This is a genomic window from Reichenbachiella sp. (assembly GCF_965223055.1).
Classification (GTDB): domain Bacteria; phylum Bacteroidota; class Bacteroidia; order Cytophagales; family Cyclobacteriaceae; genus Reichenbachiella.
This window is the reverse complement of record NZ_CBDCVM010000006.1, coordinates 278,551-297,331: the sequence shown is the minus strand read 5'-3', so window position 1 is coordinate 297,331 and position 18,781 is coordinate 278,551. Positions and strand designations below refer to the sequence as shown.

Genomic DNA, 18,781 nt, shown 5'->3' with positions numbered 1-18,781 from the left:
ATTCTTAATTGTTGAAATTCTGAGTTTTAATTTTTTGTTGGGTCTCATCAAATTTTTTCAAGCCATCAATCGTGTATTGATTGCCTTTGTTCATATTATCGGAAACCATAAAAAGGGCATTTTTTGCGATTTCGAAAGCGGCTCTAGCTTCTTGTTGACGCGCCAACTGTTTGGCTTTATAAGAATGAAAACCTCCGGCAATACCAATCATCAGGATCACTGATGCCGCTAGCTGAAACCACTTTTGATGAAATAATGAAATCGTTTTACGTTCCGATTCAATGTTTTTAAAAAACTGATCATCAAAGTTGTCATTGAGTTTTACCGAAGAGAATTGCTCCAAAGTGTTGAAGTATTCGACCTCCTGCGGATCTATCAGATCGTTGGAGGATGTGATGTTTTTTCTGAGTGCTGCTTCCTCTTCTGATGTCGTGTCAGCTTGCCAATATTTTTCAGACAGCTGCTTGATTCGTTTCCACTCCATAATTCAATATTTTACTCAATGATGTCCTTACTTTTTGTCTTGCCCTGAACAAGTACACTTTCACCTGAGTGTCGTCCAATCCTGTGATTTCTTCAATCTCCTGATTGGAATAGCCCAGTAACTCCCGCAGCCGAAAAATCTCACGTTGTTTGTCGGGTAGCAGCTCCAGCGTAGATTCGATCTTTTCCATCAAATCATTGTTGATGCTGAGGTGGTCTGATACCTGATGCCCTGATATCTGATATTTGGCCTCAGATAAGTCCACCACATGCATTTTCTTTTTCCTCAATTTGTCCAGGCATTGGTTTCTGGTAATCGTCATGCTCCAGGCTTCAATGTTCTTTACCTCTTTGAGTTTTTCTCGCTGGTTCCAAAGCTTCATGAACACTTCTTGCACGATGTCTTCGGCCAATTCCACCTCACACACGATACTCAGGGCATATCGGAAGAGTTTGTTCTTGACTGATAAGACGTCGGTTTTAAATTGTTCTGTGGTCATGTTGCTTAGGAGACGCGGGGTCTTGCGTTCGGTTACAATTAGTTTTAAAATATTTTTTTATTAGTAGGAAATGACCCAGGATTATTACAAAAACGGTAAATGAAGGACGGCTGTGGTTTTTGAGAATGGGAATGAAGTAATATTTCAGAGATGAGTATTTAACACCTGTGTAAACTTCTGGTCGTAGGTTAAGCGATAGCGATCCTAAGACCTATTTTGAGAAAGGGCATCTGCCCGATTGTCATTTAAGCCAAAATTCCCAATACTGTTGCAGACCGAGCGGACGCTCTATTTATTTTTGGGTCTTAGCGGACGCTACGACCACCTTAGTTTTGCTGTGTTGTAATATTCCAATAAAATATGTTGATTGAAGTAACTATTGGTTAAGAGGGATTCAAGCGACTTAACTATGACCATGAATAAGATTCATCCCACTCCTAAATGCTTGTTTCCCCTCTGAACCGAGACCTGTATAAGAGTATGTAACCATTAAGGTTGTTAGGCTACAGTTCAGATTCTTAACCTTCTAGTTAAATGTTCAATCTAAAGTTATAAATAATCATGAAGTTTAAGCATTTTATTGGAATTGATATTAGTAAGGATACTATTGATTTAGCCTTACTTACTGAACAAGGGGAACTTGTAGATAATAAATGGAATAATAATGTTTCAGAGTTATTAAAACAGTTTAAATCGTTCTTCAAACATTATCAGCTGGATAAAGAAAATACTTTACTCTGTGCTGAGCATACAGGTCAATATGGCAATAAACTTGTAGAAGTAGCATTAGGGCTAGAGCTTAATTTATGGATGGAATCTCCCTATTCCATTCTCCATTCTCAAGGCATGGTCAGAGGAAAAAATGACAAGGTAGATGCGATTAGGATTGCCGAATATGCGAAGCGGTTTGAAGATAAAGCACAAATAGTGGAACCCTGTTCTGAGACGGTAAAAGAACTTAAATTATTAATTACAGAACGGAGTTTGATGGTTCAAGACCTGGCTAAATACAAAGGGCAGATAGAGCAAGAAAAAGGTTTTATAGATAAAGAATACTTCAAAATGAAACTACGACGCCTTCGCAACGTTATGTCGACATATCAGAAAATGATTAGTCAAATAGAGGCCCGAATAGATACCATAATTACCGACGACCCTCACATCAAGAAAAATTACGACAATATTTTATCAGTAGAAGGAGTCGGAAAGCAAACCGCAATTGCTACAATAGCGGCAACACACAATTTTAAAAAATTTGACAACCCAAGGAAATTCGCATGTCATATTGGTTGTGCTCCATTCAGATATGAATCGGGAACTAGCAAAACATCAAGAAACCGAGTCTCACAAAAAGCCAATAAGAGTTTAAAGAAAGTCTATCATATGGCTGCACTTTCAACGCTTCGAACAAGTGGTGAACTCAGGGAATATTATGAAAGAAAAGTTGAAGAAGGGAAAAACAAAATGTCAGTAATTAACGCCATTAGATCCAAACTAATACATCGAATTTTTGCAGTAGTAATTGAAAATAGAAAATATGAAAAAAATTATACTCATTCACTTGTTTGAATCATAAGAGTAGAGGGGTGTCCAATGGTTCCGAATGAAATCATTTGATACTTCTTAACAAGCTCCCAATATTTTGCATGTTCAGGCCCAAAATGCTCAACATTATAACTAACATCGGAAGTCTGAAACTGGTAAGCTGCAAAGATTATTGCAGAAAGAATCGAAATGACAAAAACTGCAGAGACTACGTTAATTGTTATAGCCACCCATTTTCTGAATTTCATAAGTTCTGAAGCAGTCAATATGAGAATTATGCTTATTGCTAAAGTAATAGCTGATATTGCAAATATATCCGATGCAATACTACTTGCTTCAAAAAAAGAATTTGGGTCTGCCTCAAGCCATTCCTCTTGCATTGGATTCTTTTTGATGATTAACATCTTAACAATGTTACTCAAGGAAAAAAAACCAAGTATCCCAAAGGCAATTACATAAATCCAGGCTAACACTTTAATGTTAGTTCTGATATCAAGTTCTTTCAATTCCATTAATTAGGTTAAGTTCATGCCCTACGACCCGATATGCTGTGGGGCGCTTGTTATGTAGTTTGTTTCTGTACGAATATAGTCGAATCTGTGATTCGACTCATACATTTTTGATTTACAATGAGGCGCATCGCAGAATCGACGGGGTTTCTAAAAGCTCTGCCGCTTCCACTACTTCTGAACCGCCCTGCAGTCATAATCGATTGTTATGAGCTTTTATTTTATTACGTATGTTGTGACGATAATAATCAATAGTATCGCGCAACAAATGAAGAATGGCTTAAGGATTGGCTTAAAAAAATTGATCTTTATTTCTTTGTTCAAATTTACTGTCTGTTTCACAGCAATCTTCAGCTCATCAAAATTTTTAGTATCGAACTTACTGAAATGATGTTGAAAGTCTCTTTCATCTTCAATAAGTATTCCGTCGAAAGATCCAAAGTAATTTTGAAATGGTACATTATTGAACTTAAGAACGGATGTTGAGGTATATGTTTGTCGGAATAGGCCGAGGTAAATGATAGCAATTCGTCGATTGATTGGGTCGATTTCAATTCTTTTACAACCATAAACTCCAAAGAAAAGGAACATACTTCCTATAAATAATAGAACCAAAGAGATTGTAGCTAAGCCAATTGGCCCCTTTGTCAAAGATTCGATTAACAGCACAAGCCCTAATAAAGTTATTGAACTAGCAATAGGTAATAAGAATGCTATTAGAATGTAGGATCGAAACTTTCTTTTTGATTTAATCATATGCATTCTACAGACTAACGTCAGTTAAAGTACAATTTATTTCTTTGTATAGTACAATTTTAAATCAATTTTGCTGCTTTTTCAAACTGCCTCAGTCAAGACATTAGCTTCTGAATTCAATTCGGAAAGGGAGAAATTTAGATCTTTCTTCACCTGAATTTTTGGCCCGAATCTCTCCAATTGCTCATAACGCCTTGATAAAAAACGTAGGGAGTGAATAGCACCTTGCTTTCCTGACCTACGAGCCAAGACCGAATTCTAAATTTATATTTTACTTGGCGGACTTACCAGAATCCGATGAACTTTCGGATTGCAGATCAGCCCTATGTTTATTTATCTTTTGTTAGACATATTTTATCCGTCCACTCCAACTCTATTTGCTTCTTCGCCTTCGAAGTATACTGTGAATTGATGGTTTTCATCATGTTCGGTTTCAAACGCCATATCCCATTCAATTGGGTCGTTTTTGAGTTCTGGAATGTTGATGGCTACTAGTTTAAACTCCGAGTTGAAGTCGTTAATCTTGAAATCCTCCTTCCAGTTTCTAAATTCCGCTTCAATTAGCTCTGAGCATTTAGATGAGATTGCAGGGTAATTGGTTTGAAGTTTTTCGTAGAAGTCTACCTGTTCTTGAGTTGGCCCGCTAATGTCAGCAGGAATGAAGTATTCAATTTCGTTGTTAGTTGGAGCAAATGTTCCAGCCCCTTCAAAGTAGTTGTTTTCTGGGTTCCTTTTTATTTCCATGAAAGTTAAGGTTCCGAAAACTGGATGTTCAAGAGTTGGAGTTTTTTTGAATAGGTTAAATAATCCCATGAGTTATGAAGTGGTTATGTCTAACGACCGCATATGGCGATGTGCCCATACGGTATCTAAAAGCACTAAAGTAGCCGATACACTCCAAACCGCCAAAGCCAGTCTAGTCGCTCAGTCTCATCAGGCTCGCTTCGGCATACGAATGACCATTCCTCGGTATTCTATCGCTTCCCGAGTGAATCGGCGGAGCATGTTATGGCATTGATTCGGTTACAAAGCTATGGGCATTCGCTATATGCATTGTTATCGCGATCTTTTCGTTACGAGAATTTGCTAACGATTTGGTCTAAGTCGTTGATAATATTAGGAAGATATGTTTGGTCAAATTCAAGTTCGAATTGTAGTGAATTCAATGGGAATGGGGAGTCTGTTACCACGCATTTGGCAGATAGGTGTCCTATTCCGTCTCCAGTTACGACTATATTGACATAGTCTTCTAGGCAGTTAAAATTCGCAGTTCCTTTTAGAGTTTTGTATAGGTTCTGAAGTTGTTGGCTGAAGCTCTTGAAATCATCCACCATAAACTCACCGTTGAAATTGCCTGAAAATGCTCCAGACTTGAGTTCGACCGAGCATGAAAGAAACTTCTGATCCCAATCCGAAGAGTTCGGGTACAACTGTTCAAGAGCTGTTAGCTTTAGAAAATTGCCTGAGTCTTGAAGTTCGAAAGTCATGATGGAATTTCGTTAAGGTAGTTCGCGATAATGTTGAGGTAAATATATATGATCTGGTGTTTTGAAAAACGAAGAGGGTTTTCATAATATGCCTTGGCTTGAAAATTCCTCTTAAGATCATTGAATTTACCGATTGTTGTGTTGAGATTTTTTCTGCGTTTCTATAGCGCTTTAAATTTACGTTACGGCAGTATAAGTAATGACAGAAAAAAACGTAGTGACTTGCATTTCTCCTTCCAGCAAGGCCTCTAATATTTTTACTAAACTCAATGGATCGATTACGGCACGGTATCATCTGTTGAGGGTAGGCAGCAGAGCAAATAATAAAACGATGGATTGAAGTTCTTTTCCAGTTATCCGATTACAAACGTTTAATAACGGATATTGTCCTTGGAATAGGCTAACTTCATCAAGTCTTTGAGACGTTTCGACACGTCTACAAGTAGTCCCTACTTGCACGGTCTCACCGCTAAGACTTGAAAACCAGGCTACCCCTGGTTTCTAAATTCAATCCATCTCCGATTCTGCTGAAAAATATTTAGGCCAATACTACGAAATGAAAGTTATTCAATACAACATTTATGTAAGTGTAACTAATTACACTTATTTCTTATATAGCAATAAGACATTTTATTGATCAATAATGCTGACAGGACTATTAGGTGATGATGCCAATAGCTGTCCGAATATAGCTTCTATTGATATGTTATACCATCGTCAATGTATCAATAGATTGAAATTATGGAATCAATTGGGCACTTTTGGCGTTGTATCGGGAAAGTAAACTGAAGAGTAAATGATAGAGGAGTCTATGAACTGTGAAGATGGTACCTGCAAAGTGCCGGAAGTAGAAAGTAAAGAAAAAGCTATTGACATCAATGTGAACGGCGATCGACTGATCTATGTCGGAGATCCCATGTGTTCCTGGTGCTGGGGGATTACCAATCATTTAGAAAAACTGAAAGAAAAGTACAAAGATCAATTTGATTTTGAATTGATTTTAGGTGGACTTCGTCCCGGCGGAGGAGAAGAGTGGACGGAAGATTTTCGTGTCATGATTCGGTCGAACTGGGAACATGTGCAAGAGGCTTCTGTTCAGCCCTTTGATTTTAGCTTTTTCGATCGAGAACAGTTCAACTACGATACTGAACCTTCTGCCAGAGCCGTAAGAGTGGTTCGTGATATAGATGCTTCTAAGGAGTGGCCTTTTTACAAAAGATTGCAACAAGCATTTTATGCTGAAAATGGCGATGTGCATGATTTATCTACTTACCAAAAGATTTGTGAAGAGTTGGGTTTAAACTATACGACTTTCGAGTCGCTATTTCTTTCGCCAGGCTACAAGCAGTTGGTTTATCAGGACTTTGCCAAAGCACAGCAAATGGGAGTTCGAGGTTTTCCTGCTGTGATACTCAAAAAAGGAGAGGAGTACTTTGCAGTGAGTATGGGCTATTCGGATTATGATAAAATGCAGTCAACAGTAGAAAGCATACTAGCCTAGGAATTATTTGCGAGAATGGTTTGTTGGAAGTTTTAATAATAGTTCATATAAATTGTATTCATGAAAAATAGAGGAATCGTACTGTTTCTGATTTTGGCATTTACGATAAGCTGTGGTCAGTCTCAAAATCAAACAAGTAATCAGGCGGCCAGTTTGACTTCAAAAAAATTATCGAAGGATAAGAGTCTTAATCGCGCTTACTTTGCGTCAGGCTGTTTTTGGTGTGTGGAGGCTATCTATGAATCTGTCAAAGGAGTAGAAGAGTCTATTTCGGGTTATGCTGGAGGACATAGTAAGAACCCCACTTACGAAGCTTCTAATACAGGTAGAACCGGACATGCGGAAGCGGTAGAGGTATTTTACAATCCTGGTGAGGTGAGCTTTGCTACATTGGTGGATGTCTACTTTGGCTCTCAAAATGTGACTCAAGTGAACGGGCAGGGACCAGATCGAGGATCCCAATACCGGTCGATCATATTTTATCAAAACGAGGAAGAAAAACAAATCATTGAATCCAAAATCGAATCACTCAACAAACAACTCGCTCCTGAAAAAGTAGCTGCTGAAGTGATGGCCTTTGAGCAGTTTTGGGTAGGTGAAGATTATCACCAAAATTATGAAAGGCTTCATCCGAATCAGGGCTATATTCGGGCGGTATCTATCCCTCGGCTTAATCGATTTAAGGAGAAGTTTCCCGAACTGATCAAGGATGATCATTGAGATTTGACCTTTTATAATTCGAATATCATACCTTCTTTTACGACATTAAATCCCTTTTTCAATACCTGTTTTCGTTCTGGTGAATCGAAAAGTGCCGGATTGGTATGATTGAAGTGAATGAAATGCACTTTGGATTTTTCTTTTTTTCTTAGGCTTTCGAGCAGTTCCATCGTTTCCGTGGTGAATGGATGAGGAATTTTGCTCATGTCTCTCCCAGGCAACTCACCATCGGCAAAGAAAGAAGCATCTAATAAAGCATAATCTACCTGACTGACTATGTTAGCTAATTTGTAATCCCATGTTTCCCATTTGTTGATGTCTGGAATGAAAAGGACTGTTCGATTGGGCCCAGCTATATGATACCCCACGGTTTCCGAGTATTCATCCCGATGAGGTACTAGAAATGGGGCGACCTTAGCCATCCCCTTCAGCGTAAGAGCTTCTTCGTTTTTCAATTCCTTTAGCTCGATATTGTTGAGTGAGACTAATTGACTCCACGGACCGTTGTTTTCCAAAAAAGACTTCATTTTAGGCATGGCGTATACGGGGATATTTTTTGTTCCCATCACTTCACGCCCCAGATGAATCAACCCTGCATAGTGCCCAATGTGCGCATGGGTAAGGAATATCCCTGACAGCTGATACCCCAAGGTGTCCAAAGCATGAATCTGATCTTTGATATCGGGTGTGGCTTCGAATAACCAGGCTTCTTTGGATTGTTTGTTCAACAGCGCCAGACAAGTGGCGTGTTGTCTTGGATTTTCTCCTTTCCAATAGGCTTCGCAGCAAGATTTTTTGCAGCCCGCTTGAGGGTACCCGGCATCTTGTGCCATTCCAAGCACCATCAGACTCCAATCATTATCTTGAGCAGCTATTGATATTGACAGTATGCTCAGCCATAGGAGGGTCATAATCTTCTTCATAATTTTATAGGTTACGCCATATGGGTCTGGTTAAACAAGTGGGACCTCCACCACCTTTTACACTGATTTCTTCACCTTTATAGGTGATCACTTCGCAGCCAGCATCAATCAGCCTTTGTTGTGTGATTGGGTTGCCTTCTACCATCAAACAATTGGAAGGAGCCAGCGCCAGTACATTACAGCCCATGGAATCAAATTCTTCATCAGGAACTTCAACGAATCTGTAACCTCGGTCTAATAAAAAGTTTCGAAAGTCGATAGGCATTAAGGGGGAGTAAATCACTGCCAGTTCTTTATCCACGGGACTCAAAATAGACATCAAATGAAAGACATCGGATTGGCCTTTGTAATGCGGAAGCTGAGCAACAATGATTTCAATGCCTTTAGGTTCTAGAAGTGCTTTGAGCTGACGAATGCCTTCTTCATTCGTTCTATAGGTATGACCAACAGCCAATGTTTTTTGATCAACCCAAGCCACGTCTCCACCTTCCAAGGTGCCGGGAGCAGTAATTTCACCTAAAATTGGAATGTCATTAGCAAGAAAAAAATCTTTCTCTGCTTTGGGTTCATTGCTACGAGCTTCTTTGCCCATGTTGCAAATGATCATACCAAAATCAGTGGCGATGGACGCATCTCTGCAGTACATGGAGTCCATGCCTACCGAATCGTTTTGAGGTAGCGTGAATAGCTGAGTGCAGTTGTTTTTTATATGACCTTGAAAAGTTTCATATTCATTTAATGCTTTATTTAAGTTTGGCTCACCCAAATAATTGAGATACTTCCATTGCTCAACGATATGGTTTTGATTGATGAAAGCATCTTTCACTCTTTTGATGACAATAGATTCAATAGCTCCAAATTCGGAATGACTGGTTTTCATGGGTTTGTTTTTTTTCTAATTTGAATGATAACATAAAATGGGATACCTACAAGCAACAAAATGAAGCCCCAGAAAACAGTATCCGTACCAGAGCCGGCAATGGCCCATACAGAAAAAATGAATCCAATTGCGGCGATGATAACTTTGGAAAGATAACCTTCTTTCCCAAAGAGACCTTTTTCTGCCGCTATAATTAAATATCCAGCTGTGGAAAATACATAGGGTACAACACACGCCATAGTGGCTAATAAAATCATAAATTGAAATTGCTCCACCAATCCATCGGCATTTCCCATGATCACCATAATGGAAACAAGGACGGTTGAAAAAAGGATACCAAATAAAGGCACCTGATTTTTATTCAGTTTTTTGAATTCTCTTGGAAATAATTTGTCTTGCGCAGCAGCCAGCGGCATTTGACCGACGAGTAATGTCCATCCATTAAGTGCGCCAAAGCAAGAAATAGTTGCTCCAGCAGCAATGATGTATCGACCGCTTTCACCCCACATCGTTGCTGCTGCATCTGCAAATGGAGCTGTGGATTGTTGCAAATCCAAGGGAGCTATGAGACCAATAATAGCTACTGAACTAATTATGTATAGAATGGCCAGTGTTAATGTCCCTATGATGGTCGCTTTTGCAATGTTTTTTTCAGGATCGCGTACATTTTCTCCTGCCACTGACGCACTTTCTATTCCAAGAAAAGCCCAAAGAGTAATAGATGCACTAGCAACTATGGCACTTAGGTCAGACTTTCCACTAATATTAAAAGACTCGAAATATTCCCATTTCATGTAAAAAATGCCCATGCAGCCGATTAGAATAATGGGAAGTACTTTGATGATGGTAGTGACTACTGCAAGGTTTCCAGCTGTTTTTATTCCTTTACTATTTACCCATACCAAGAACCATAAGGTGGACAATGCTACTGCCAGACCTGCTAACGGTTCCAAAACAAGGATAGGAAAAAAGACACCGAGGTAAGCGATAAATGCAGTTACAATAGCTGCTGAGCCCACCCAAATAGAAATCCAATAACCCCATGCCACCCAGAATGCCGCGAAGTCGCCGAAACTTGCTTTAGTATAAGCATAAGGTCCTCCAGTTTTAGGAATATGCTTTGATAAATACCCGAAGGTGAGTGCGATGGTTATTGATCCGGTAGTGGTGACCAACCAACCAATTATGCTGATGGAACCAAAACTTGCCAAACTAGAGGGGAGTAGAAATATTCCTGAACCGATGGTGTTTCCTACCACTAGTGCAGTGGCCGTCCTTAAGCCAATCTTGCTTTTATCGTTACTCATTCAGAATTTAATAATTATCTTCAGCTGGCAATAAGTAATGTACACTATAGACAGCATGAATCATAATTATATCATAGATCCAGATATTACCAAAGCAGAAACCCTCCCAGCTTCATTTTATAAGGACGAAAGGGTATTTGATCTTTTGAAGGAGAAGGTATTTTTAAAAACCTGGCAGTTTGTTGGGGATGAGCAATTGGTGAAATTGCCAGAGCATGTCCATCCTTTCGTTTTACTTGAAAACTACTTGACCGAACCCATGCTTTTGTCGAGAGATGCCGATGATAAAATTCATTGCATGACGAATGTTTGCACGCATAGAGGCAATATCATCGCGCATCATCCGGGGAGTCAAAAAAATCTACGCTGTATGTATCATGGACGTCGGTTTAGTTTGAAAGGTGAATTCGAGCATATGCCTGAATTCCAAGATGCCAAAGCTTTTCCCAGGCCTTGCGATCACTTGCATCAGTTTCCAGTGGTGCAGTGGGGACCATTGTTGTTTGCTGGACTAGATGAAAAATTTCCATTTCAGTCTATCATTGATAAAATGAATGAGCGGGTGGGATTCCTCCCAATGGCCGATTTTAGATTAGACACTGCCAGATCCAAGGATTATTTGATCAATGCACATTGGGCCTTATATTGTGACAATTACCTGGAGGGTTTTCATATTCCATTTGTTCATAAAGACTTGAATAGTGCACTGGACTACGGTAGTTATACCACTGAGATTTATGACCTTCTCAACCTTCAAATTGGCTATGCGGATGATGATACGGAGTTGTTCGATTTGCCAGAAGACCATCCGGATTTTGGAAAAAAGGTAGGGGCCTATTACTACTGGGTGTTCCCCAACATGATGTTTAATTTTTATCCCTGGGGATTATCTGTCAATGTGGTGAAACCGATCAATTCAGGTAAAACTAAAGTGTCATTTATCTCTTATGTGTATGATGAATCCAAAATTGACAGCAGTGCCGGAGCCTTATTAGACAAGGTGGAAAGAGAAGATGAGTTTGTAGTAGAAGGCGTACACAATGGCATAAGATCCAATTTCTATCAGGCGGGTCGCTACTCGCCAAAGATGGAAAAAGGGGTGCATCATTTTCATCGATTATTGGCTGAATTTATCAATCGGTAATTGGGAGAATGTGACTTTCAAGAAATTCATCAGTGCGGAGTTCCATCCAACTATATTCTTTCCCAATTAATGAAAAGCCAAGGTGTGAGCCGTAGCTTGGAGTCTCTAGATAAACGTATTTATTATCCTTCACCTTATCATAAGGAAAACAGTTTCCGCCCAGGATAGGATCGTTAAGGGCGTTGACAATCAAATTGGGTCTTGAAATATTATAGAAATAGTTGATGCAAGATGATTTATTGTAAAATTCTTCTTCTGACTTGAGACCATGGAACCTAAGTGTGTAATGTTCAAAATAGTCGTCGAAGGATTGAATATCATCGATGGGTATACTTTTGATCTCTTCGAAAAAATGGGCCTTTAGGCGTAGTTTTTCTTTTAGCTTTTTTAAGAAAACTTTTTCATAGAAACCAAGCGCATTTTTTCGTATAGCTTCAGTGCTATCTTTTAAATCACAGGATACAGAAAATGAAATGCCACCTTTGATTCGGTCGTCAAGTTTGTCTTGAGAACCTAAGTATTTATTCACCAAACAACCACCCATGGAAAAGCCGAGGAGTACGATTTGATCATAAGCATCCGTATGTAAAGCATGGTCGATGACATCCGAAAAATCTTCAATACCGCCGTAATAATATTGTTTGGGTAAACGATTGAGTTCCGAACCACATCCTCGATAACTCCATCCTAGATAATCCCAATTTTTCTGGCTGAAATATTTCGCCGAACGTTTGATGTAGTGCCTTTCATGGCTACCTTCTAGCCCATGGCAAGCAATGAGCAATTTTCGGTTGTTGTTCTTGAGCCACCCTAAATCTAAAAAATCCCCATCTGCAAGAGCTAGTCTTTCATCCGTAAACTCAACCTTGTCAGCCTTGTAAAAAACTGAAGGAATAATTGTTTCTAAATGTCGGCTAGGAAAGTAAAAAGGTCTTGATGTATATGAGCTGTTACTTATTATTGGCACGTAATTGATATCTTTATTAGACTAAAAATATGATAATTCTATATTTAAGTCACACTCATTTTGGATTCTTTTGATATTGTATACCCACCTTCCTAAAAGCATTTCATGATTTACACGCTCATTTTTTCATTGGGGATGTTAGTAGGAACTCCTGCTTCTATAGAATCTATTCTATTGGTGGAGGGTCAGGAGGAGTCAATTCCTTCTTTTGCTGAGGTAGAAACTACATTCAAGTTTCGACAGAGCTATTGGGTAAAAGTGAATATTCAGGTCAATCAAAATGGTGAATATGTTTTGTCTGGAGGTAAAAAATATTTACGCGCCATGACATTTTATGATGAGTCAGGTATGAAGCTGACTTCAGGTAATCATGTAAAAATTGGATTAAACACTGGTTCTCAAACGATCTACATCTTTTATCCTTTTTTCGACCCTAAAGAAGATCATGGAGTGGCTATTTCATTGGTTCCGTCGGCGATATTCTTTGAAAAGGAAACAGCAAGTCAAATGGTTAAAACTGGGTTTCTGGTTATTGTGTTTTTTTTATTTGTCTTGAGTCTTGCCTTTTATGTTGTTGTAAAAAGAAAGGAAGTGATCTATTTGGAGTATGCCTTGTATCTATTTTCGGTGTTTTACTTCTTTGCTTATCAATACGGCTTTTTCGGATATTACTTCGATTGGGTCAACCATATACATCCTTCCCTGGTTTGGATCACATCTGCGTCCATAACAGTTACCTACGTGATCTTTATTCAATCGTTTTTACAGTTGAAGTCAACGGATCCTGTTCTCCAAAAAGTGTTGAATTATGGTATTGGGTTCGTGGTATTTATTGTGTTGGCCGAAAGCGTTTCTTTCTTGTTTTATTATGATATACAACACTCCATTTACTTCACTACTTTTTCATTAGTCATTCAGTTGAGCGCGATGTCTTTTTGCCTCTACAGAATATTTATGCTTAAGTCTGTACTTAGCAAAATTGCATTATTTGGCGCAGGTATTTTGGTGTCAACTACATTATTTGGGCAATTGGCATCTACGCTTAAGTTGGTTGATCAAACCAATTATTTTGTCATGGCCGCATTGGCCATGGAGATATTTATTTTCAACGTAGGCATAGGCATTAGAATGGCTTTAACGAATAAAGCGAGGGAAAAAGCACAAAGCTTATTGATAGATCAGATGAAGGTGACAGAACAAATTCAAAAAGATCAAAAAGACAAATTGGAAGTTGCGGTCACAGAGCGAACAGAGGAGCTCGCTGAAAAGAACAAGCAAAACGAAATGCTTCTGGCTGAAATTCATCATCGTGTTAAAAACAATCTACAAACGATAAGTAGCTTCCTCAGTATCCAACAACGCAAACTCAAAGATCATTCGAGTAAACAAGCGATCATTGATAGCAAAAATAGAGTAATAGCCATGGGTTTAATTCATGAGCATCTCTATAAAAATGCAACTTATGCTGAAATTGATTTCGCTTCTTACTTAAAAGAATTGGTTCAAAATTTAGTAAATATTGGTTCTTCCCTTGATCAGCACATCGAATTGAAACTGGATATTCCGCCTTTACAAATGGATGTTGAAAATGCAATATTACTCGGGTTGATAGTAAATGAATTAGTGAATAATTGTATTAAACATGCATTTTTAAAAATTCAACACCCAAGGTTGAGCATTACTTTTAGTCAGAATGGTACTGATACTGTGCTAAAAGTTTGGGACAATGGGAATGGGAATGAGGATAGTGTAAGCTCATCTGATTCTTTTGGATGGAAAATTATTAAGGCACTTGTAAATAGACTAAAAGCAAGAATTGAATTAAAACAAGATAATGGGTTAGTTGTTGAGATTCATCTTGATTCTAAATATATCAGGGCTAAATAAAAATGTAAGTTTCTGTCATTTGGTGGCGACAATTGCTCTCCAATATATCCAATTGATTAAATTACTCTAAAATCTCAAAACAGAATAACATGCGAATCAATGTGTTAGTCGTGGAAGATGACCCGATTACTGCCGAAGATATTTCTGAGGTACTGCAAGAATGTGGGATGCATGTGGTGGATCGTGTTTCTTCTGGGGAGATGGCTTTAGAAGTAGTCAGAAGTAAAAAACCTGATGTAATCCTGATGGATGTGAACCTGGAAGGAGAATTGGATGGAGTAGTTACCGCTTCTATGCTCAATGAAACCGATAGTATTCCACTCATTTATTTAACTGCAAATTCGGACAAAGTAACGGCATTGCGAGCGATTAATACTCACCCAAGTGCGTTCATAACTAAGCCATTCGATGAATCTCATGTCGTTTATGCTATTGAGCTGGCTTTTAGTAACCATTTGAAGGAGATTTTTGAATCTGAGCAACAGACGTTTAAAGCTCAAGAATCCATTTTCTTAAAACGTGGAGATATATTCGAAAAGGTGATGCTAGAAGATATACTCTATATTCAAGCGGATGGTAGTTATTCACACGTTTATACTAAAAATGGTAAATATGCTTCATCTAATAATCTGAATTCAGTTTGTAAAAATCTTACATTGCCTAGTTTTTTGCGAGTGCATAGATCTTATGTGGTGAACACGAATAACGTAACGGGTTTTGATGTGGATTTTGTCTATTTTGATGATCAGTACATACCCTATAGCAAAAACAATAAGGAGGAGCTGCTGCGAAGATTTAAAAGAATGACCTAAAAATCTGACTATCTATAAGAATGCCAGGGTCAAAAAAAGACTTCCTTCCAACAGGAAGAAAGTCTATTAGGCATGAGGTGGATTCCTTTTTAAATATTCTCATTATATATATCCCCTGAGGCATTTCCAGAAAATGAGTTATTCTTACTGCTGTCTCCAAAATCAACAGAGTTGCTGCTCAGACCAATGATTACACCATAAGATTTACTGTCCTTGATAGTGCAATCAGTGAAATTGAATAGTGCAGTAGATGAGTTGAAAGCTATATTTCCTGCTTGAACACCCACATAAGACAATAGTCCAGCACCAGAAACTGTAGTATGACTAAGTGTGAATATTTCTGTTGATCGAGTGCCTTGCAAATGGATGCCATTCCATCCAGCAGTAGCATCAGCAGCCTCTATGATTACTGGATTCGACGAAGTGCCTGAAGAAACCCAACCACTATGGTTAGTGTTTGAGAATTGAATACCTTTTCCACTTGACACTTTGATATGGACTCCTTCGAGAAGTGTCAGCTTATCATAGTTCTCATTGAATATCAAGTTTTCATCCAACAAATAATAATTGCCACTTCCAAGACCTGGCAGGAAATAACCGGTAGAAGAAGGAGTTGCAGAAGTTTGAGCAAACAATTTAACTGATTCTGCCGTGCTATTGGTGAATGTAGTTGTTTTTGCCGAACTACCATTGTGCAATAGTTTATATACCAAATCTAGTGGACCGGCTATAGCTGCATCGCTATTGTTGTCGAATGTATTGTTGTCACCCGAAATCGAGGAGTAAGCAGTAACAAAGCTAGAGAGGTACAATCCATACCCTCCTGAACCAGAAATCGTGCACCCTGTAAAAGAGGTGAGATGACCTGCTACATAAACGGCAGTTTTTTCTGGAAGGGGATTTCCTGAGATATTTATAAAATCACTACCTGCATCTTCGATAGTCATACTATTAAAGTTGTTGTTTGTTCCATTCAAGTATACGCCTTTCCATTTGGCACCGTCTTTTCCGCTTATTGTGCTATTGCTGGATTGTATGCCACTACTAAATATTAGTGACTGATCGGCTTCCATGGTTATTTCGTTGGATTGAAGATTTACGGATTGGCCAAATTGGACACTTCCTGAGAAATTAATTTTGGCTCCATTTCCAAAAAAGATATTGCTTCCAGTGCCGGCAATTGATGTGAGCTCACCGTCTCCAATAATGGTGGAATATCCTGAGCCCGACAAATGTGCATTCAAGCTTAAAAAGTCATCGAGACCTCCATAAACAGCATGTTCTGCACTAATTGTTGTTGTTGTAGAACCGGTATTTGAAGAGAATTCATTGTCCAGAAAGTAAACGCCGTACGCACCTTCGGCTGTTGTGGAAATATAATCCCCACTCATAGACAATGTACCATCATTGATAATGACCGCTTTTTGATTGTCTGAAAATGCGCTAAATCCTGCTTCTGATATCGTGCTTCCATATGTGTTTAATGTTCCTCCATCATTAATGAGAATGCCTTTCCAGCCTTCTTCTTCCATTGAATTTAAATTGGCCTGACTAATATTAAGTGTACCGTTGATAATAAATCCAGCCCCCTTGCCAAGTTGAATAATCACTTCAGAATTAATAGAAACACTTTGGTCTGTGGGAATGGTAATTTCCTCAATGATGCAATAGTCAACACCATTAAGAACTCTTTTTTCAATGTTGCCAAGAGCAAGAAATTCGTCCGAGGATATATAATAACAACCATTGGCACTGAATGAGATAGTGGAAGTCCAACTTTCGTTATCTATACTCATATTGAAGTTATAACTTCCTTCTTCTGTGACTGAGAATGTGATTTCTTTCATTTCTGGATAAGACCCTGTAATACCTGCAGTTATATCATTTCCATCACTATCAAGAATTTTAGCATTTGAGGGAATGCTGTTTGGAGTGATGTTGAATGAGAAACTTTCCAGATTAGGGTCCACCATCTCTATGGTAATTAGTTGTCCAGGGTTAATTGATTGTGGATAATCTATAGAAAGGTTGATGCCTACATTTGAACCTTTACTGCCGCCGTCATCACTTTCATCGCACGATGATATGAACGTAACAATGAGTAGAGTGTAAAATAATCGCTTCATGATTTTAAAAGTTTAGATGATTTCTCAAAACACTGATTCTGTTATTAAGAATATGTTGAGTCTCGGCTGCTACAGTGAAGTAAAACGAAATGATTCAATGATTGTCATTGCAATTCATGGATGGTATCAAATTCTTTCTAAACGTAGGCTTTTCCTTTGTGAAGGAAAATCAATTAGTGTTAGTTATAACCGCATTGAGGTGGAGAAGAAAACAGAAATATGACCTTTATTGTTTAATTTTAATTACCCAATCCTTGATACAATTTCGTAGACTTGAACCTACATTTTATGATTTCTGATATCAGACAGCGAGTGGCTGCTTCTCCAATACTTGCCGATCTAGTAAATGCGATATTTTTTGGAATACTTTCTATTTTATTCGGGTATGTAAAAATTAAAATGCCTGATTTTGATGGTGTCAGTGCGGATTTTAGAGAGATTCCTTTGCTGATAGCCATTTTCTATTTTAGATCACTGTGGCCAGTGTTTCTTATTTGCGGAATCACTATTCTAACACCTTCTTCTGTGAATTGGGTGACTGTTTATGGTATGCATTTTATTGCACTTGCATTCGTCTGGGTGACGTATCATAAGCTCATCGACCACATAAAAACGGATTGGAAAAGAGCCATCGGTTGGTTTGTAGTATCTACGTTTTACTATTTCTTTTTTATTATTCCTCTATTGATCACTTTCAGTCATTGGTTATCTCCGAAAGAGGGGTTGGATTTTGTTGCGTATTATTTCAATATGCTTCATCTGATCAAATATGAATATATAGTAACAGCACTTGTAACCACTATGTATTTGGTGCAGTTGGATATTAGACGCAAGCTCATAGCGCATGAATTAAGTCTTGAAGAGCAAGTGAAAGATCGAACGCAGAAATTGGCATTAGCGAATGACAAACTGCACAAAATGAATTTGAATTTGGATGAATTGGCTATTCAGCGGTCTGAGCGAATTAAAGAACAACTTAACACGATTAACACATACGCTCTAATGAATTCACATCAATTGCGTGCTCCACTGTCCAATATACTTGGATTGGTTGGACTGTTGAAGAAAGATAAGGAAGAGGAAGAACGTTTGCAGCTGATTGATAACCTAGATCAATCGGCTGTACAGCTGGATGAGATTATCAAAGAAATGAATGAGCTGTTGGAAAAAGAAATGAAATTGCCCTCAGATCGAGCAGACGAACAACACTAATTTAAGCGGGGGGATCAATTGA

At 38.4% G+C, this 18,781-nt stretch carries 17 protein-coding genes; 7 read left to right on the top strand and 10 right to left on the bottom strand.

Annotated features, from left to right (window positions below; all coding sequences use genetic code 11):
• Positions 1 to 4 precede the first annotated feature (4 nt).
• Positions 5 to 484 (bottom strand): hypothetical protein, encoded by a 480-nt coding sequence (locus tag ACOQO5_RS06370; RefSeq protein WP_420580854.1) that lies wholly within the window; start codon positions 482 to 484, stop codon positions 5 to 7.
• Positions 453 to 983, bottom strand: coding sequence for an RNA polymerase sigma factor (locus tag ACOQO5_RS06365; protein WP_420580853.1), 531 nt, complete (start codon positions 981 to 983; stop codon positions 453 to 455). Before ACOQO5_RS06365 ends, ACOQO5_RS06370 begins: the two co-directional genes overlap by 32 nt.
• 561 nt (positions 984 to 1,544) lie before the next feature.
• Here ACOQO5_RS06365 and ACOQO5_RS06360 point away from each other — a divergent pair.
• Positions 1,545 to 2,552: an IS110 family transposase gene (locus tag ACOQO5_RS06360; RefSeq protein ID WP_420580852.1), complete on the top strand. Its 1,008-nt coding sequence runs from the start codon at positions 1,545 to 1,547 to the stop codon at positions 2,550 to 2,552.
• Here the strand turns inward: ACOQO5_RS06360 and ACOQO5_RS06355 are convergent.
• From ACOQO5_RS06355 to ACOQO5_RS06345, 3 genes are all read right to left on the bottom strand, one after another.
• Positions 2,537 to 3,040 (bottom strand): hypothetical protein, encoded by a 504-nt coding sequence (locus ACOQO5_RS06355; RefSeq protein WP_420580851.1) that lies wholly within the window; start codon positions 3,038 to 3,040, stop codon positions 2,537 to 2,539. The genes ACOQO5_RS06360 and ACOQO5_RS06355 overlap by 16 nt on opposite strands.
• 1,107 nt (positions 3,041 to 4,147) lie before the next feature.
• Positions 4,148 to 4,537, bottom strand: a complete 390-nt coding sequence (locus ACOQO5_RS06350; protein WP_420580850.1) for a hypothetical protein — start codon at positions 4,535 to 4,537, stop codon at positions 4,148 to 4,150.
• 329 nt (positions 4,538 to 4,866) lie between these two features.
• Positions 4,867 to 5,280, bottom strand: a complete 414-nt coding sequence (locus ACOQO5_RS06345) for a WapI family immunity protein (RefSeq protein ID WP_420580849.1) — start codon at positions 5,278 to 5,280, stop codon at positions 4,867 to 4,869.
• A gap of 796 nt (positions 5,281 to 6,076) precedes the next feature.
• Between ACOQO5_RS06345 and ACOQO5_RS06340 the strand changes: the two genes are divergently transcribed.
• Positions 6,077 to 6,781, top strand: coding sequence for a DsbA family protein (locus ACOQO5_RS06340; RefSeq protein WP_420580848.1), 705 nt, complete (start codon positions 6,077 to 6,079; stop codon positions 6,779 to 6,781).
• Between the two features lie 60 nt (positions 6,782 to 6,841).
• A complete protein-coding gene (msrA, locus tag ACOQO5_RS06335; RefSeq protein ID WP_420580847.1) occupies positions 6,842 to 7,501 on the top strand; it encodes a peptide-methionine (S)-S-oxide reductase MsrA in 660 nt (219 codons plus the stop codon).
• A gap of 11 nt (positions 7,502 to 7,512) precedes the next feature.
• Here the strand turns inward: msrA and ACOQO5_RS06330 are convergent, their stop codons facing one another.
• The 3 genes from ACOQO5_RS06330 to ACOQO5_RS06320 are packed head-to-tail and all read right to left on the bottom strand — an operon-like array spanning position 7,513 to position 10,611.
• Positions 7,513 to 8,424, bottom strand: a complete 912-nt coding sequence (locus ACOQO5_RS06330; protein ID WP_420580846.1) for an MBL fold metallo-hydrolase — start codon at positions 8,422 to 8,424, stop codon at positions 7,513 to 7,515.
• A 4-nt stretch (positions 8,425 to 8,428) separates the two neighbouring features.
• Positions 8,429 to 9,304, bottom strand: coding sequence for a dimethylarginine dimethylaminohydrolase family protein (locus tag ACOQO5_RS06325; RefSeq protein WP_420580845.1), 876 nt, complete (start codon positions 9,302 to 9,304; stop codon positions 8,429 to 8,431).
• Positions 9,301 to 10,611 carry an amino acid permease gene (locus ACOQO5_RS06320; RefSeq protein ID WP_420580844.1) on the bottom strand — a complete coding sequence of 437 codons (1,311 nt, stop codon included), beginning with the start codon at positions 10,609 to 10,611 and terminating at the stop codon, positions 9,301 to 9,303. The genes ACOQO5_RS06325 and ACOQO5_RS06320 overlap by 4 nt, the downstream gene beginning before the upstream one ends.
• Before the next feature lie 55 nt (positions 10,612 to 10,666).
• Between ACOQO5_RS06320 and ACOQO5_RS06315 the strand changes: the two genes are divergently transcribed.
• Entirely contained in the window at positions 10,667 to 11,755 is a 1,089-nt protein-coding gene (locus ACOQO5_RS06315; RefSeq protein WP_420580843.1) for an aromatic ring-hydroxylating oxygenase subunit alpha, read from the top strand.
• Here the strand turns inward: ACOQO5_RS06315 and ACOQO5_RS06310 are convergent.
• The gene (locus ACOQO5_RS06310) at positions 11,745 to 12,722 is read right to left on the bottom strand and encodes a YheT family hydrolase (RefSeq protein WP_420580842.1); all 978 of its coding nucleotides are present in this window, start codon (positions 12,720 to 12,722) and stop codon (positions 11,745 to 11,747) included. The two genes, ACOQO5_RS06315 and ACOQO5_RS06310, sit on opposite strands and share 11 nt — an antisense overlap.
• Before the next feature lie 105 nt (positions 12,723 to 12,827).
• Here ACOQO5_RS06310 and ACOQO5_RS06305 point away from each other — a divergent pair, with 105 nt between their 5' ends.
• Complete coding sequence (locus tag ACOQO5_RS06305) at positions 12,828 to 14,609, top strand: histidine kinase dimerization/phosphoacceptor domain -containing protein (RefSeq protein WP_420580841.1); 1,782 nt, start codon at positions 12,828 to 12,830, stop codon at positions 14,607 to 14,609.
• 89 nt (positions 14,610 to 14,698) lie between these two features.
• On the top strand, positions 14,699 to 15,421 hold the full coding sequence (locus ACOQO5_RS06300; RefSeq protein WP_420580840.1) for a LytR/AlgR family response regulator transcription factor: 723 nt from the start codon (positions 14,699 to 14,701) through the stop codon (positions 15,419 to 15,421).
• Positions 15,422 to 15,510: 89 nt separating this feature from the next.
• On the opposite strand, the gene ACOQO5_RS06295 is transcribed toward ACOQO5_RS06300, so the two are convergent.
• Positions 15,511 to 17,547 (bottom strand): hypothetical protein, encoded by a 2,037-nt coding sequence (locus tag ACOQO5_RS06295; RefSeq protein WP_420580839.1) that lies wholly within the window; start codon positions 17,545 to 17,547, stop codon positions 15,511 to 15,513.
• A 288-nt stretch (positions 17,548 to 17,835) separates the two neighbouring features.
• Here ACOQO5_RS06295 and ACOQO5_RS06290 point away from each other — a divergent pair, with 288 nt between their 5' ends.
• Positions 17,836 to 18,759 (top strand): histidine kinase dimerization/phospho-acceptor domain-containing protein, encoded by a 924-nt coding sequence (locus ACOQO5_RS06290; RefSeq protein WP_420580838.1) that lies wholly within the window; start codon positions 17,836 to 17,838, stop codon positions 18,757 to 18,759.
• Positions 18,760 to 18,781 lie beyond the last annotated feature (22 nt).

Excerpts from the sequence above, each read along its gene's own strand:
- ACOQO5_RS06295 (WP_420580839.1), bottom strand. The coding sequence starts at position 17,547 with ATGAAGCGATTATTTTACACTCTACTCATTGTTACGTTCATATCATCG.
- ACOQO5_RS06305 (WP_420580841.1), top strand. The coding sequence starts at position 12,828 with ATGATTTACACGCTCATTTTTTCATTGGGGATGTTAGTAGGAACTCCT.
- ACOQO5_RS06330 (WP_420580846.1), bottom strand. The coding sequence starts at position 8,424 with ATGAAGAAGATTATGACCCTCCTATGGCTGAGCATACTGTCAATATCA.
- ACOQO5_RS06370 (WP_420580854.1), bottom strand. The coding sequence starts at position 484 with ATGGAGTGGAAACGAATCAAGCAGCTGTCTGAAAAATATTGGCAAGCT.
- msrA (WP_420580847.1), top strand. The coding sequence starts at position 6,842 with ATGAAAAATAGAGGAATCGTACTGTTTCTGATTTTGGCATTTACGATA.
- ACOQO5_RS06355 (WP_420580851.1), bottom strand. The coding sequence starts at position 3,040 with ATGGAATTGAAAGAACTTGATATCAGAACTAACATTAAAGTGTTAGCC.
- ACOQO5_RS06320 (WP_420580844.1), bottom strand. The coding sequence starts at position 10,611 with ATGAGTAACGATAAAAGCAAGATTGGCTTAAGGACGGCCACTGCACTA.
- ACOQO5_RS06360 (WP_420580852.1), top strand. The coding sequence starts at position 1,545 with ATGAAGTTTAAGCATTTTATTGGAATTGATATTAGTAAGGATACTATT.
- ACOQO5_RS06340 (WP_420580848.1), top strand. The coding sequence starts at position 6,077 with ATGATAGAGGAGTCTATGAACTGTGAAGATGGTACCTGCAAAGTGCCG.
- ACOQO5_RS06290 (WP_420580838.1), top strand. The coding sequence starts at position 17,836 with ATGATTTCTGATATCAGACAGCGAGTGGCTGCTTCTCCAATACTTGCC.
- ACOQO5_RS06315 (WP_420580843.1), top strand. The coding sequence starts at position 10,667 with ATGAATCATAATTATATCATAGATCCAGATATTACCAAAGCAGAAACC.
- ACOQO5_RS06345 (WP_420580849.1), bottom strand. The coding sequence starts at position 5,280 with ATGACTTTCGAACTTCAAGACTCAGGCAATTTTCTAAAGCTAACAGCT.
- ACOQO5_RS06325 (WP_420580845.1), bottom strand. The coding sequence starts at position 9,304 with ATGAAAACCAGTCATTCCGAATTTGGAGCTATTGAATCTATTGTCATC.
- ACOQO5_RS06300 (WP_420580840.1), top strand. The coding sequence starts at position 14,699 with ATGCGAATCAATGTGTTAGTCGTGGAAGATGACCCGATTACTGCCGAA.
- ACOQO5_RS06365 (WP_420580853.1), bottom strand. The coding sequence starts at position 983 with ATGACCACAGAACAATTTAAAACCGACGTCTTATCAGTCAAGAACAAA.
- ACOQO5_RS06350 (WP_420580850.1), bottom strand. The coding sequence starts at position 4,537 with ATGGAAATAAAAAGGAACCCAGAAAACAACTACTTTGAAGGGGCTGGA.